The organism is Mycolicibacterium sp. TUM20985 (genome assembly GCF_030295745.1).
Classification (GTDB): domain Bacteria; phylum Actinomycetota; class Actinomycetes; order Mycobacteriales; family Mycobacteriaceae; genus Mycobacterium.
Map to the genome: position 1 here is coordinate 5,878,499 of NZ_AP027291.1, position 13,867 is coordinate 5,892,365.

The window sequence follows — 13,867 nt, forward strand, 5'->3', positions numbered from 1 at the left end:
GTCACCGGAGCCGCACGATCCGGTCCGCGCGACCTGCGGTCGACTCGATGAGTTGGGCGTTGCGCTCATCGGACCCGAAGGCCCAGAACGCCGCGTTCTCCGGTGACTTCCCGTGCGCCTGGTGCCGGCGCAGCAACCGGTCGTGACGAATGTCGTTGTCGGGGGCTAGGAACCAGACTTCGTCGATGCTGGACCGCGCCGTGGGCCACGCATCGGATTGCAGTAGGAGGTAGTTCCCCTCCGTGACCACGAGTGGCACGGTCGGGAGGACGGGAATGGACGAGCCGATCGACTCCTCGATCTCGCGTCGGAACCGCGGCGCGTACACCACGGGGTCGTCCACGCGCTGCGCTCGTAGGGTCGCGATCAGCCGGGCATACCCGCCGTCGTCGAACGTGTCGTGCGCGCCCTTGCGATTCAGGATCTCCTTGTCGATCAACACCTCGTTGGCGAGATGGAAGCCGTCCATGGGGACGAGTACCGCGACATCGGGCCCCAGCGCATCGACGAGTTGCTCTGCGACGGTGGACTTTCCGGCTCCCGGAGCACCGGTGAGGCCGAGGATTCGGCGTTCCCCGGGAACGTCGAGTGCGGTGGCCCACTCGACCAACTGGCCGAGTGTCGCGTTCTGCACGTCCTGCTCGATGGTCACCGTTCTCACTTTCGAGTCTCGTCGAGGGGAAGCGCGCTGAGCCACGCCCGCGGCCCGACCACCGAACACCGGAGTGCCGCCACGCGGGCCGAGCGCTCGACGCGCGCGCCGATCCCGCCGTCGCCCCGAGTCGAGAAGTACGAGTACGCGCCGTGGAAGGCATCGCCCGCACCCAGTGTGTCCACCACCTCCACCGGTGGCACCGGCACGGAGCCGGAGTCGCCGTCCGACCACCAGTCGATGGGCTCCCCGCCGTGCGTGGTGACGACGGTGCGGACCCCACTGCGGACCAGCGACGCGGCCGTTGACTCCGGCGTGTCGGTGCCCGGCATCCGGAAGTCGCTGGAGCACACCATGTCCGTCACGTGCGGGACGATGTGGATCATCACTGGCTTCCATCGGCCGGCGTCGACGACGAGAGTGACGCCCCTGGCTGCCCCATGCTCGACGGCGGCCCGGGCCATCAGGGGGTGGTGCCCGTCGACGAGTACGACGTCCGCCTTCGCCACGAGGTCGCCGAGCGCATCGGGTGGCGTCGCGTCGGAGTTCACGGCGTCGAGTGAGACGACCGACCGGTCACCGGTCGATTCGACGACCGACACGGCGGAGACGGGCACCGCCCGCGTGGTTCCCGTCGCCGCATCGACGACCGTGACGCCGTACGCCGCGAGGTCGGCGCGGATCAGTTCGGCGACCGGGTCGTCGCCGAGGGCGGTTACCAGGATCGCGGCGCCGCCCAGCGCCGCGAAGGTGACTGCAGCATTCGCCGCGGGTCCACCCGCGGCGACGAACTGAGCGCTCGACGTGATCTTCTGGTTCACCGCTGGCGCTTTCGCGATGCGGTGGATCACGTCGAGGGTCGCCAGCCCGACGAAGACCCCGACCGGAGCCTTCTCAGAGGCCGGCGCGTTCCTCATCGCTCGGCTCCTCTGCACCGGTCATGAGCGCGACCACCTCGGACATCGAGCGCGTCTTGGGATCGACGACTCCGGCGCGTTGGCCGAGCCGGTGGATGTGGATCCGGTCGGCCACCTCGAAGACGTGCGGCATGTCGTGGCTGATGAGCACCACGGGGATGCCGCGGTCGCGGATCGATCGGATCAAGTCGATGACCTGTCCCGACTCCCGAACACCGAGAGCCGCGGTCGGCTCGTCCATGATGATCACGCCGCGGCCGAACGCGGCGGCCCGCGCCACCGCGACACCCTGACGCTGACCACCGGACAACGTCTCCACGGCCTGGTTCACGGACTTGATGCCGATCTTGAGATCCGCGAGGTGCTGCGACGCCTCCTGGCGCATTCTCGGCATGTCGAGTCGGCGGAAGAGGCTGCCCGCGATTCCCTTTCGTCGCACTTCGCGTCCCAGGTACAAGTTCGAGGCGATGTCGAGAGCCGGTACCACCGCGAGGTCCTGGTACACCGTTTCGATTCCCGCCGCTCTGGCGTCTCGGGTGTTCCTGAACGACATGGGCTTTCCACTCATCAGGATCTCGCCCGAATCGGGAATCACCGCGCCGGCCAAGGCCTTGATCAGACTGGACTTTCCGGCACCGTTGTCACCGATGACCGCAAGCACCTCGCCCTCGCGGAGTTCGAAGTCGGCGCCGTTGATCGCCGTCACGTTGCCGTACTTCTTGACGAGTCCGCGAGCTTCGAGAACGGGTGCGCCGGTCGTGTCAGTCGTCATCGTGATCTCCTGCGGGTGAACTGATCCACGGCCACCGCGACGATGACGAGGATTCCGGTCGCGATGTTCTGGTAGAGGCTGTCGACGCCGGCCTGGGTGAGGCCGTTGCGGAGAACGCCGACGATCAATGTGCCCACCAGTGTTCCGCCGACGCCGCCGCGCCCACCGAACAGACTGGTTCCGCCGATGACCACCGCGGTGATCGTCTCGAGGTTGGCGTTCTGATAGGCGTTGGGGTCGGCGTTCGGGATGCGACCGAGTGCCGCCCACGCGGCGATGGCGGCGATCACACCCGTGGTGAGGTAGACGGAGAACAGCACCCGCCCGGACTTGATACCCGATAGGTCGGACGCCTGGGGGTTGCCGCCGACGGCGTAAATGTGCTTGCCCCATGAGGTTTGGGACAACGCATACCACATCACCAGATAGACCAGGAGCATCGCGACCACGCCGAACGTCGTCGAGAACGAACCGATGCGGAAGGACGTGCCCAGGAACGTGAGCGGCCCCGGCTCGACGCGGTAGGTCTCCGAGCCCGCGAGCAGGCGGGTGGCCGCCTGGATCGCGGTAAACGTTCCCAGCGTGACGATGAACGGTGGCAGTCGCAGGGACGTGACGAGCCCGCCGTTGATCGCACCGAATACCACGCAGACCAGGAGCGTCGACCCCAGCGCCACGACGGGCCCGTTGGCGCCCGCACTCTGCGCCATCACGATGGTGCCGAAGACGGCGACCGCGCCGATCGACAGGTCGATGCCCGAGGTGAGGATGATCAGCGTCTGGCCGACGGCGAGAATGCCGACGACCACCGACTGTTGCAGGATCAGGGACACGTTCTGCGGGTTGAGGAACGAGTCCGAGACCGCGCTGAAGATGATGATCGCGATGACGAGCGCCGCCAGCGGACCGAGGAGCGGTTCACGCAGGAGGTTGCGTGCGTTGAACCGGCTCGATACCGACGGTGTCGCCGTCGCGGGAGCGCCAGTGGTCATGACCCGGCTTTGCCCCAGCAGTTCTGTTCGCCCCAGGCGGTGTCCTTGGACTCGAGTCCGGCAACGGGCTTGTCGGTGACGAGCTGCGAGCCGGTGTCGTTGAATCCGCTGGGCTTGGTTCCGTCCTTGGCGAATGCGACCACGGCCTGCACGCCGAGCTCGGCCATCTTCGCCGGGAACTGCAGCACCGTGGCGCCGAACTTGCCGGCCTTCACGTCCGCGATGCCCGTGCAGCTTCCGTCGATCGACCCGATGGTGATCTGGCCGGCGCGGTTGGCGGACTGGATCGCCTGGTAGGCACCGGCGGCTGCGGGCTCGTTGATGGTGTAGAGCGCGTTGATGCCGGGGGCGCGCTGGAGGATGTTCTCCATGGCGGTCTGCGCCTTGGTCTGGTCGCCGTTGGTGTTCTCCTGGCCGACGATCTCCGGCGATTCGTTCGTGATGCCGAAGCCCTCGAGGAATCCGTCGTGCCGGAAGGTGTCGACGGTTCCGCCCGGGGTTCCGTCCAGCATCACGACCTGGGGCGGTGTGTTGCCGAGCGCAGCCCTCACCCACTTGCCCTGACTGACGCCCGCGGCCTTGTTGTCGGTGGCGAAGGTGGCGTCGACGGCGTCCTCGGGGTCGGTCGCGGTGTCCAGAGCGATCACGATGACGCCGGCGTCGCGCGCCTTCTTGATCGCGTCGAGCACTCCGGTCGAGGAGTTCGGGGTGATCAGGATGCCCTTCACGCCTTGCCCGACCATGTTCTCGATGGCCGCGACCTGGCCCTCGTTGTCGCCGTCGAACGCACCCGCCAACGCGACCAGCTCGGCGCCGTCCTTGTCGGCCTGCGCCTGGGCCGCCTCACGCAACTTCACGAAGTAGGGGTTCGAGTCGGTCTTGGTGATCAGGCCGACCTTGACTCCGTCCGAGTCCGAGCCGCCGCAGCCGGTCAGGCCGAGCACCAGCGAGCCGGCCATGAGTGCCGCGCCGATGGCGGCAGTGCCTCTGTTGCGCTTTCCGAGCATGTGGACTCCCTTGTCCTCGAGGTGACGCCGATCACGTCTCGGCTCGAGCCTATGGGGAATGCAAGCGCTTGCGCATGCGCTTTCGCGAAATGAATTCGCGTCGCCGTCCTGGTGCTGGGGCGGAGTGCGTACGCCTCGAGAACGGGGGGCTGCACGCTTGCGCACCCGGCGTCCTCGCTAGCGCACCACCAGGACGGGGCACTGGGCGTGGTGGATCACGTTCTGACTGACCGACCCCAGGGTCGCCGCCGCAATCCTGCCTCTGCCGTGGCTGCCCACCACGACCAGCTGTGCATCCCCAGACAGCTCAGTGAGACCCTTCGCCGGGCCGATGTCGCGAAAGATTTTGCCCACGTGTGTGTTCGGGTGCTTCTTGGCAAGAGGAGCGACGAGTTCGTCCATGCGTTGACGCTGCTGGGTCTGCAGCAGATCGAGCAGCTTCCAGTCCATCAAGCCCTGGCTGTAGCCCAGCCCTACCGCAGCGCCTATCTCCCACATGTGGACCACCGTGAGGGGCGCGTGCAGAACGTGCGCGGTATCGAAGGCGACCGTCAGCGCCCGCAGAGAATCCTCCGATTCGTCGATGCCGACGACGATGGGCAGCGGTTTGCCGGTGCGATGCGCCACCGGGGTGCGCCAGACGAGCACCGGGCACAGCGCCCGGTGGGTGATGCGCACGACGTGGCTCCCCAGGGCCCCGCCGTCCGCGCCGGTTCCCACCACGAGCAGCCGGGCGCCTTCGGATGCGTCCTGCAGAGCGCTGGCAACGGACTCCTTGATCGTCTCGCAGCGGACGTCGAGATCCGGATGCGCTTTGAGCACCGCCGCCTTGGCGGCACCGAGAACGGAGTCAGCCGTGTCGTTTCCGTCGATCGCAGGCGCCTGCGCCTCGCCGAGGAAGTGCCAGTCCAGCCTGGCCACCGCGTGCAGCAACACCAGCGGCGAGGAGCTCTTCGCGACGAACTCGGCGGCCCAGAGCGCGGCCGCCAGCGCACTGTCGGAGCCGTCGACTCCCACCACGACCGGCTGCCCATTGTCAACGAAGGTGTTCACCGCCTGACACTATCGCTGGGATCGGTGCACGCGACGGGTTACCGCCGCGGCCGCCGGACCGTAACGCCCGGCCGGACCAGGTGCACTACCGGTCCATGCACACAACGAAGATTGATGTCACCGCTGCCCGCGGGTGGGCCACATTGCTTGGGAACCCCGAAATCGCCTGGTGCGCATCGACACTCATTCTATTCGCAGTGACGCGGCGAGAGCCGCCGCGTCGTGCCGCGCCGCTACTTCCCCGCGTCGTGTAACGCACGGGTCTTTCGCCGACACAACGCCACAGTTGAACGATCAACCCGAAGCAAGGAGACACCATCATGAAGAATCTCGGACTCGCCGGAATCATCGCCAGTGGATTCGCCGCCGCCGTGCTCGGTCTGGCCTCCCCCGCCAACGCCGACTACGGACACAACCAGTGGATCAACGAGATGAGCTCTAGCGTGTCGGTGCCCCACGTCGACACCACCGCCCACCGCTGACCCTCGGCCTCCGCTACGCAGTGCACGACCGCGTCGTCACCCACGCGGTATGTCAGGTCAGTTTCGAGCTCATGGCCTTACGGGTCTTGCGTACCTTGCGGAGGTCGGTCTTCAGCGATTTGACCGTGCCGCGATGGGTGGCCGCAGTCTTCTTCAGCTGGTCCAGCGTATTCTTTTGCCCCTTCAGCGCTTTGCGAAGCGCGTTCTCCTTGCGTTCGACGGTCCGCAGAATCTTCTGTGCGGCAGCCACGTCAGCAGCGGCAGGGGTGGGCCCCAATCGTTTGCCAGAGGTCACCTTGGCGCCCTTCGCGGCGGTCGGACGGCTGGCGCGCCGGACAGGCTGCTTGGTGCTGCCTGCGCTCTTGCCGACTCGTGGGGTGGTCTTGGTGGCCATGTATTCGGTCCTCTCGATTGCGGTCGCTTGGCGATCACCAAGCGTGGGGCTGCTGCGCGAGCGGCTTCGTGCTACTCGACGCGGTGCCCACGCCGCGGACGTTTGTCGACGTGGACCGTGGTGCGTGTCGCCACCGCGACATCACCCAAGACGTCGGCGATTTGGCGTCCCACCAGGTCGATCGGTGTCCTCAGGTCGGTGAGAGTCATTGGTGAGGAAGCATTTACGACGAGGTCGATGGTGCGGGTGCCGCGGTCGATGACCGCTTTGCCCTTGGCCGAGTCGATGTTGGGATCTTCTTCGAGGGCGCGTGCGGCGGCGTCGGCGACCGCGCCGAGATCGGCCGTGATCGTGCCGTTCTCGCCGCTCGCTAGCCGAAGGTCCTTGACCTTGGCCTTCGGCGTGTGGCTGAGCAGCCACCGGAGGGCGATCAGGATGAGCAGGATCCCACCGACGCCGAGGGCCCAGGGCCACCAAGCGGTGCCGGCGGCAGTGACGAACCCGGGCGCGGTAATCGCCTGAGGGATGCGCGGAACCCAGTCGGTATTCCACACCAATAGCCCCAGCCCCAGCACGATCAGGAGCACCCCGAGCAGCAGGGCAGCCAAGCGGTCGACGGTACTGGCCGTGCGAGTCATCTAACGACCTCCTGTCCGGGTGCGCACCGAGACCTTCAGCGGGGTGGCCAGGAAGTCATTGACGGTGTCGCCGACGGCCTCGGCGATGGCCTTCTTGATCTGCTTGCCATCCTTGCTGACGTCTTCATCAGACGTGGTCTGGGCAGTGACGACGATCTTGCGGAGACCCGCCGACGAACGGGCGTCGAGGACGCCGGGCACGGATTGCGCTGCGGCGGAGGCAATCCGGGCAAGATCGGCGGGCGAGATCCAGACGCTGGTATCCGCGGCCACGGGTATTGCAGTTCGGCGGCGGGGTCGCAGCGCGGCGTACACCCACCACGCTCCGATGAGAATCGCGAGGATGCCGACGGGGCTGGTCCACCAGGAGACGGTGAGACCGTCGATCCCCTCGATGGCTGTGGTGGTGAACGGCTGGCCGTCGAGCCATCCCGCAAGCACGGCGGTGTCGCGTAGGGCAACGATCCCAGCGCCGAGCAGAACCAGGGCGATGACGGTGCCGACGTACCCGGCGGATGGGGCGGCCACCGGTGCCCGTCCAGCTGCCGGCAGTCGGGCGGGGCGCCGATCCGTGGCGGAGGCGGTCTCCGAGGGTGTCGTCACAGCAGAGTCCTGGTGGCGTCCGGGGTGGGGCCGACGACGGCCTCGATGGCCACGTCCACACCGTCGACCACGAGTCCAATGGCGTTGGTGAGGGCATCGGTGACGTTTCGTTGCACCGCGGCGCCGACTTCGGGAAGCGGATGTGGCCAGGCGACCGCGATGTCGAGGTGAGCCCGCACCCGGGTCACGGACAGGTACACCTTCGCGCGCGGCAGTTCACGACCGGTCAGTTTGTCGAGGCCGGCGGCGTGAGATTGCACGCCTGCGGTGTCGCGGGCGGCTTTCTCGGCGACGCGTTGGGCGACCTTGTCGCGGATGACCAGACCCCCGCGGTCACCACCATCGTCGCCTCCCCCACCTGGGGAGGTGGGACGTGACGCAGCTGGGTGGAGCGCGGGGTCAACCACGGTTGCGTCCCCGAAGCAGGGCGGCCAGATCGAACTCCCCATCGCGTTGTCCGCCGATCAGGTACCCGGCGGCGCCGAGCAGCAGCGCAACGAGGAAGCCGGTGAAACCGCCGGCCGCGGCCGCGACACCAAGCAGCAGTCCAGCAATCAAACCCATTGTTGATGTGGTCATCGAAACCTCCAAACGAATGTCCGACGGGATGTCCGTCGTACGTGAGCTAAATACCAAGGGGCAAGAACGTTTTCAGAGCAGATGTCGCGGCGACTGCACTTGATGAAGTTGGCGGCGCACGGTCCACCACCGAGGTGTCACGACCCCGTCGTGCCCGTCAGATCGGGTGTGGCGACATCGGGCTGGGCGGTACTCGTCTCGACGACGTCCTCGACGGTCACGTCCACGCTGCCGCCCACCAGGGGACCGACCACGTCGCGGATTCGGGCGGCGGTCTCCGAGACCGGTGAACCGAACGACAACGTCACGTGCACCTCGGTGGTGCCGTCGGCGATCCGGACGCCTGGGACGCGGCGACCGGGAAGGTAGGTGCCGACTTCGCCGAACATGCCCGCGTGCAGCCCAGCGACCCCGGGAACACCGGCTACCGCTGCGGCCACGACGTCCGCCAACTCAGTCATCTGCTGCCCCTCGCCATCAACGGACTCGATCCGCGTCACTGCACCCGCGCGGGTGCTGGCTCGTCCGCGTCGTCGTCCTCATCGTCGAGGTGGACGTCGTGCACGGTGACGTTGACCTCGGTCACCTGCAAACCAGTCATGCGTTCGATCGCGGCAATGACATTGCGACGCAACCCGTTCGCCAAATCGGTTATCGACACGCCGTACTGCGCGACGATGTCGATGTCCACTGCAGTCTGCGTCTCGCCCACCTCGACCGATACTCCCTGCGCGTGGTTCGTACTCGCGCCGGGGATGCGCTCGCGCAGCGCGCCGACGACGCGGGAGGCGCCGCCGCCGAGGCTGAAGACACCGTGGACTTCCCGTGCCGCGATGCCGGCGATCTTGGAGACGACGGTGTCGGCGATCGTGGTCTTTCCCTGCGAACTCTCCAGCGTGGACTGGTTGCGCGAGTCGACGTCCTTCGAAGTGGCTGCCACGGCGGTGGCCGTCGATGGTTGCGTGCTTGTCATGTGTTTACGACTCCTTCAGTCTGCGATTGCTTACCTCTGTTAGTCGGTGTTCGGGCGTCGATCCGCATGTCCGACCGAGCGTGACCTATGTCACATACTTGGCGGCTCCGTCAATTGGCGCGGTGATCCCGATTGCGCCCGCCACGTTCGGGTACTTCAGCTTGGGGCGGAGGGTCGATTGAGGAGCACGTGGTGACATACCGGCCGGAGGTGCTCGACCTACGGACTGCGGGTGATGGCTACCTTGCGAGCGCAGCGGCACTCGGTGACCGGGCGGCGTTCGAAGTCCTGGTACACCGACACGGTCCTTCGTTGTTCGGTTACGCCCGTCGAATGCTCGCCAACGAGAACGACGTCGCCGACGTCGTCCAAGACACGTTCGTCGCAGCTTGGCGCCAACTCGACGCGTACCGCGGCGGATCCGCGTTGCGGACGTGGCTTACCGCCATCTGCGCCCGCAAAGTCGTAGACACCTACCGCGTCAAACGGGCTCAACCCCTCGACGACCAACTCCTTGAAGCGTATCCGGCGACCGACATCGCCTCGGATCCGTTCGCCTCCGCGTCAACCACGGCCTTTCTCGCCGCGCTCGAAGCGGCGTTGGCCGAACTTCCGCCGCGGCAACGGGCATCATGGGTGTTGCGCGAAATCAACGAGATGAGTTTCCCGCAAATCGGCGACGCACTCGGTCTGAGTCCGGACGGCGCCCGCGGACATCACTTCCGCGCCACGGCAACGCTGAGGCACCGACTGGAGAGGTGGAGATGACCGAAACCCGAGATCTCCTGTCGCAGGCCACTGACTTCATGCGACACCAGCCGGAACCCGGATGGGACGCCATCGCCGACCGCGTCATCGCCGCCGTACGAGCGACGCCCCGCCACGGCGGTCGCCCATTGCGTGCTCAAGTCCCCCCCGGGGACGCGACTCCGGGCCACACCTACATCAGCGAGCACGTGGTGCGCAGCGCCTTGGTGGTCGCTCTGAGACGGCGATACCTGTGCGTGCCCACCGCCATCGACTTCGACATCCCCGACGACGCCATCCGTGCCGTCCACATCGAGGTCACCGGCAGCTACGGCACTGAATTGCTCAAACTGGGCGACCGCATCCGCGCCACCACGGTCGACACCATCGACGAACTGCTCGGGGCCTCCGCCAACGACCGTCGGCCCGTCGACGTCACCATCACCGACGTCGTCGCGGTCGACCCCCTGGAGATCTAGTCATTGAACGGCCGGGCCCGGTGTGAGCCGAGCGCGAGCGTCCGTCACAGGTCGAGTACGACGGTCTCGGAGGGTTGTGAACAACAGATCAGGATGTTTCCCTCGGCGGGCCGTTCCAAGGGTTCTGGGTCGTAGTGGACCGTCCCCGACAACAGCGCGGTCTCGCAGTTGTGACACACCCCGACGCGGCAGGACCACCGGGTCGGAACGTCGCACGTCTCGGCGAACTCGAGCAGGCTGGTGCTTGGCGGTCCCCAGGGTGCCGACAGTCCGCTGCGCGCGAACTGAATCTCCGGCCCGGATCCTGGCGGTCCCACGGGTGGGTGCGGCGGAACGGACGTCGCAGCGATTCCGGGGGTGAGGGCGGCTGCGGCGCCGAAGATTTCGGTGTGCACACGGGAGGGATCCAGTCCGTAGGTCGCGAGGCCGGAGCTCAGTTCGGTCATGAAAGCCGACGGTCCGCAAAGATAGGCGTCCGCGTCGCGTGGAAGGCCCAGTCCGGCAATCGCTTCGAGCGACAGCCGACCCTGCTCGGTGAAGTCGAAACCGCGTCGGTCCGTCGACGTGGGACGGCTGTAGAAGACGTGAGAATGACTGTTGGGCAACTGGTTCAGGAGATCACGGCATTCTTCCGCAAACGGGTGCTCCTCCCCATTTCGGGCGCCGTGCAACCACCAGAGCGGACGTTCTGAGCGCGTCGCCACCAGCCAATGCAGCATCGAGAGCACCGGGGTGGCTCCCACACCTGCGGAGAGCAGGATGACCGGCGCATCCGCATCGCTCAGGAAGAAGGTGCCGCGTGGTGCGGCGACGTCGAGCAGATCACCGGGGTGGACGTGACCGTGGAGGTATCCGCTCGCCAAACCTCGCGGTTCCCGTTTGACGCTGATCCGGTAATCCGCGGACCCCGGCTCATTCGACAGCGAGTAGTTGCGGATCAGCGGTGCGCCGTTCGGGTCGGGGAGAAGCCGGAGTGTGATCGACTGGCCGGGTGACCATTTCGGTAGGGGCGTGCCGTCGGGGGCGGTCAGCGAAACTGAGCGCACATGGTGACTTTCGTCGTGGACAGCGCTGACCCGCAGCGGGCGAAACCGGGTCCACGCCGGCGGTGGACTAGTCGCGGCGGCCGTCAGGCCGACATTGCCCGTCGCCCCCGACGAGTTCTCGTTCTGCTCCGCCAGACTCCGCAGGGACGCTTGCCAGCCGGGGCTCAGGGCCGGCACGCGCAGCGCGCGTTGCAGGGCCTCGCGGGGATGGCCGGGCAGGTAGAGCAGGGCGTCGACCTCGGCGACCGACACCCCCTCGGGTCCGGAGCCGACCTTGACGATGTCTTGGCCAGCTTCCACTTCCCCTTCGGTGATGACCCGGCAGTAGAAACCGGGACGCCGATGGGAGACGAGCAGTGCCGCCATCCGCGGCTCGCCGATGCGCATGCCGGCGCGGTAACAGGTGACGCGTGGCTGGGTGACCTCGAAGACGGCCTGCCCAATCCGATACCGGTCTCCAATGCACACCTCGTCGTCGGACAGGCCGTCGACGGTGAGGTTCTCCCCCAGCAGCCCGGGTGCCAGGTCGTCGCGGTCGAATACCTGCGCCCAGTGCCGGTAGGAGTCGAGTTGGTAGATCAGGACGGCGCGGTTCTCTCCACCGTGGCCGCCGAGGTCACCTTGGCCGTCGCCGTCGACGTTGAGCCGACGCACCATTCGGGGACCGGTCACCGGTTGTTTCCACGCGCCGGTGTAGACGGTCCGTTGCTTCCACTCGACATTCCTCGGCATGCCGACGTTCACCGACGTCAGTGTCGCCATTGCGGTCTCCTCTCTTCGGGGTGGTCGACGGGCTACTCTCCGCGGTCGAGCTTCTCGCGTAGCTGGGTGTTGTCGGTGCGCAGCGCGGCGAGTTCACGGCGCAGCGGGTCGGTTTCCGGCCAAACTTGGCCCAACGCGAGCCCGGCCAGGTTGATCCGCGCTGCAGGGGAGAGCTACCCGTCTGCCTCGCCGGCGGAATAATCGCTTCGGATCCACGCATCCTCGCTCAGTCGTGCTCATCATCCCGCAAGGCGATCCCTCAAGACGAGTACTGCAGTACTCGCGTCAGACTCGTCGACGCGCAGCATGCCGGCGGTAGGCCTCGATGGGAGATGCACGATGACCACTCTGGAGCAACACGCACTCGATTCCTTCTATGCGCTCGACAATGTTGAGACGATCAAGATCCTTATGCCGCAAGCTGAGTGGGAGGCGGTGCGAAACGAGGAGTCCAAGGGTGGTCGGTGCAACTTCGAATGCTGCCGGTGCGCGCTAGCCCACCGCCGAGGAGCTGCCAAAGCTGGGCGGGGCACATGATCCCGAGCGCAATGCTGGCGGGGAGAACGGATGTCGGGCTTCGATACCGCGGTGATCACCGACGGACTGATCACGGTCATGTGCCTCGTGCGGCCGAGCCGATTAGGCTTAGATCACCGGTGGGTGCAGCCTCGACTCCGCTCCCCTGGATCAGGATCTGCTCCGAGGAGATGTATGCGTCAGCGGCTGCCCAAATGGGCGACGGCGGGAATGGCGGCCATGTGCGTCGCGCTGCTGGTCAATGGATGTGAAGCACGGGTCTGGGGTACGCCGCCGGCCGCCGACGACACGCCGCCGGCCACGGTCGTGACCCCGCCGGCCACGCTTCCCGTGCTGCCCGCAGCCCCGCCCGACCAGGCCGCCGCGCCATTCGACGGGCTCGAAGCGCGGGTTCGTCAGGCTACCGCCGATGCGGCCGCGTCCGGGGCCACCATCGAGACGGTGGTGATGGACCGCGACACCGGCCAGATCGTCTCCAATGGGGTCACCAAACCCTTCCCGATCGCGTCGGTGGTGAAGCTGTTCATCGCCGACGACCTGCTGCTGCAGCAGTCGACGGGGCAGACGACACTATCCGCGGCCGAACGCAAGTCACTCGACGTCATGCTTCGCTCCTCCGATGACAGCGCGGCCCAGATGTTCTGGGACCGCAGCGGCGGGAACGCCGTCATCTCCCGCGTCAAGGCGCGGTATGGCTTGGCGGGCACGACCGCGCCCTACAACGGGCATTGGGACGTCACGCAAAGCACCGCAGGCGATCTCGTCCGGTACTACGACATGCTGTTGGACGGCACCGGCGGGCTGCCCCCCGAGCAGGCCGTCGTCATCATGAGCAACCTCGCGCAATCCACGCCGACGGGAAGCGACGGGTATCCGCAGCGGTTCGGAATTCCCGAGGGGCTCTTCGCCGAGCCGGTCGCGGTCAAGCAGGGCTGGTTCTGCTGCTGGAGCGGCGCGAACCAGTTGCACGTGTCGACCGGCGCGATCGGACCCGAACGCCGCTACGTGATGGCGATCAGCTCCCTGGAACCCGATGACGCCGCCGACGCCCGCGACACCATGACTCAGGCCGTGAAGACCATGTTCCCTGGCGGCAAGATCTAAGGCGGCCGTGCCGCGAGTATTTCGATTTCGCGTCACCTAGACCGCGAACCGGATACGGCCAGTCCAGGTTCCACGATGAGCGGCATCCACGTTGTTAACGTCGCCCGGTGCTGGACTCGCCGGGAACCAC

At 66.8% G+C, this 13,867-nt stretch carries 18 protein-coding genes; 4 read left to right on the forward strand and 14 right to left on the reverse strand.

Annotated elements, in window-relative coordinates; translation table 11 throughout:
- Position 1: 1 nt before the first annotated feature.
- The 6 genes from QUE68_RS28570 to QUE68_RS28595 all read right to left on the reverse strand — a co-directional run bounded on the left by QUE68_RS28570 (position 2) and on the right by QUE68_RS28595 (position 5,393).
- Positions 2–652, reverse strand: coding sequence for a nucleoside/nucleotide kinase family protein (locus QUE68_RS28570; protein WP_284234514.1), 651 nt, complete (start codon positions 650–652; stop codon positions 2–4).
- Between the two features lie 5 nt (positions 653–657).
- Positions 658–1,569 carry a PfkB family carbohydrate kinase gene (locus QUE68_RS28575; protein WP_284234516.1) on the reverse strand — a complete coding sequence of 304 codons (912 nt, stop codon included), beginning with the start codon at positions 1,567–1,569 and terminating at the stop codon, positions 658–660.
- A complete protein-coding gene (locus QUE68_RS28580; protein WP_284230322.1) occupies positions 1,547–2,341 on the reverse strand; it encodes an ATP-binding cassette domain-containing protein in 795 nt (264 codons plus the stop codon). The genes QUE68_RS28575 and QUE68_RS28580 overlap by 23 nt, the downstream gene beginning before the upstream one ends.
- Positions 2,338–3,333: an ABC transporter permease gene (locus QUE68_RS28585; RefSeq protein WP_284230323.1), complete on the reverse strand. Its 996-nt coding sequence runs from the start codon at positions 3,331–3,333 to the stop codon at positions 2,338–2,340. Before QUE68_RS28585 ends, QUE68_RS28580 begins: the two co-directional genes overlap by 4 nt.
- Positions 3,330–4,340, reverse strand: a complete 1,011-nt coding sequence (locus QUE68_RS28590) for a substrate-binding domain-containing protein (RefSeq protein ID WP_284230324.1) — start codon at positions 4,338–4,340, stop codon at positions 3,330–3,332. Before QUE68_RS28590 ends, QUE68_RS28585 begins: the two co-directional genes overlap by 4 nt.
- 177 nt (positions 4,341–4,517) lie before the next feature.
- Positions 4,518–5,393 carry a universal stress protein gene (locus QUE68_RS28595; RefSeq protein WP_284230326.1) on the reverse strand — a complete coding sequence of 292 codons (876 nt, stop codon included), beginning with the start codon at positions 5,391–5,393 and terminating at the stop codon, positions 4,518–4,520.
- Positions 5,394–5,713: 320 nt separating this feature from the next.
- Between QUE68_RS28595 and QUE68_RS28600 the strand changes: the two genes are divergently transcribed.
- Complete coding sequence (locus tag QUE68_RS28600; protein WP_284234518.1) at positions 5,714–5,875, forward strand: hypothetical protein; 162 nt, start codon at positions 5,714–5,716, stop codon at positions 5,873–5,875.
- A 52-nt stretch (positions 5,876–5,927) separates the two neighbouring features.
- On the opposite strand, the gene QUE68_RS28605 is transcribed toward QUE68_RS28600, so the two are convergent.
- From QUE68_RS28605 to QUE68_RS28635, 7 genes are all read right to left on the reverse strand, one after another.
- Entirely contained in the window at positions 5,928–6,269 is a 342-nt protein-coding gene (locus QUE68_RS28605; RefSeq protein WP_284234520.1) for a hypothetical protein, read from the reverse strand.
- A 71-nt stretch (positions 6,270–6,340) separates the two neighbouring features.
- Entirely contained in the window at positions 6,341–6,907 is a 567-nt protein-coding gene (locus QUE68_RS28610; RefSeq protein WP_284230330.1) for an alkaline shock response membrane anchor protein AmaP, read from the reverse strand.
- Positions 6,908–7,510, reverse strand: coding sequence for a DUF6286 domain-containing protein (locus QUE68_RS28615; RefSeq protein ID WP_286274865.1), 603 nt, complete (start codon positions 7,508–7,510; stop codon positions 6,908–6,910).
- Complete coding sequence (locus QUE68_RS28620; RefSeq protein ID WP_284230334.1) at positions 7,507–7,917, reverse strand: Asp23/Gls24 family envelope stress response protein; 411 nt, start codon at positions 7,915–7,917, stop codon at positions 7,507–7,509. The genes QUE68_RS28615 and QUE68_RS28620 overlap by 4 nt, the downstream gene beginning before the upstream one ends.
- Positions 7,910–8,089 carry a hypothetical protein gene (locus QUE68_RS28625; protein ID WP_284230336.1) on the reverse strand — a complete coding sequence of 60 codons (180 nt, stop codon included), beginning with the start codon at positions 8,087–8,089 and terminating at the stop codon, positions 7,910–7,912. The genes QUE68_RS28620 and QUE68_RS28625 overlap by 8 nt, the downstream gene beginning before the upstream one ends.
- 137 nt (positions 8,090–8,226) lie before the next feature.
- The gene (locus QUE68_RS28630; protein ID WP_286274866.1) at positions 8,227–8,550 is read right to left on the reverse strand and encodes an Asp23/Gls24 family envelope stress response protein; all 324 of its coding nucleotides are present in this window, start codon (positions 8,548–8,550) and stop codon (positions 8,227–8,229) included.
- Positions 8,551–8,585: 35 nt separating this feature from the next.
- On the reverse strand, positions 8,586–9,062 hold the full coding sequence (locus QUE68_RS28635; RefSeq protein WP_284230340.1) for an Asp23/Gls24 family envelope stress response protein: 477 nt from the start codon (positions 9,060–9,062) through the stop codon (positions 8,586–8,588).
- A 192-nt stretch (positions 9,063–9,254) separates the two neighbouring features.
- Here QUE68_RS28635 and QUE68_RS28640 point away from each other — a divergent pair, with 192 nt between their 5' ends.
- Positions 9,255–9,830 carry an RNA polymerase sigma factor gene (locus tag QUE68_RS28640; RefSeq protein WP_286274867.1) on the forward strand — a complete coding sequence of 192 codons (576 nt, stop codon included), beginning with the start codon at positions 9,255–9,257 and terminating at the stop codon, positions 9,828–9,830.
- Positions 9,827–10,288 carry a hypothetical protein gene (locus QUE68_RS28645; protein ID WP_286274868.1) on the forward strand — a complete coding sequence of 154 codons (462 nt, stop codon included), beginning with the start codon at positions 9,827–9,829 and terminating at the stop codon, positions 10,286–10,288. Before QUE68_RS28640 ends, QUE68_RS28645 begins: the two co-directional genes overlap by 4 nt.
- Positions 10,289–10,332: 44 nt before the next feature.
- Here QUE68_RS28645 and QUE68_RS28650 read toward each other — a convergent pair whose 3' ends face one another.
- Complete coding sequence (locus tag QUE68_RS28650; RefSeq protein WP_286274869.1) at positions 10,333–12,096, reverse strand: MOSC and FAD-binding oxidoreductase domain-containing protein; 1,764 nt, start codon at positions 12,094–12,096, stop codon at positions 10,333–10,335.
- Positions 12,097–12,807: 711 nt separating this feature from the next.
- Between QUE68_RS28650 and QUE68_RS28655 the strand changes: the two genes are divergently transcribed.
- Positions 12,808–13,737 (forward strand): serine hydrolase family protein, encoded by a 930-nt coding sequence (locus QUE68_RS28655; protein WP_286274870.1) that lies wholly within the window; start codon positions 12,808–12,810, stop codon positions 13,735–13,737.
- The last annotated feature ends 130 nt before the right edge of the window (positions 13,738–13,867 follow it).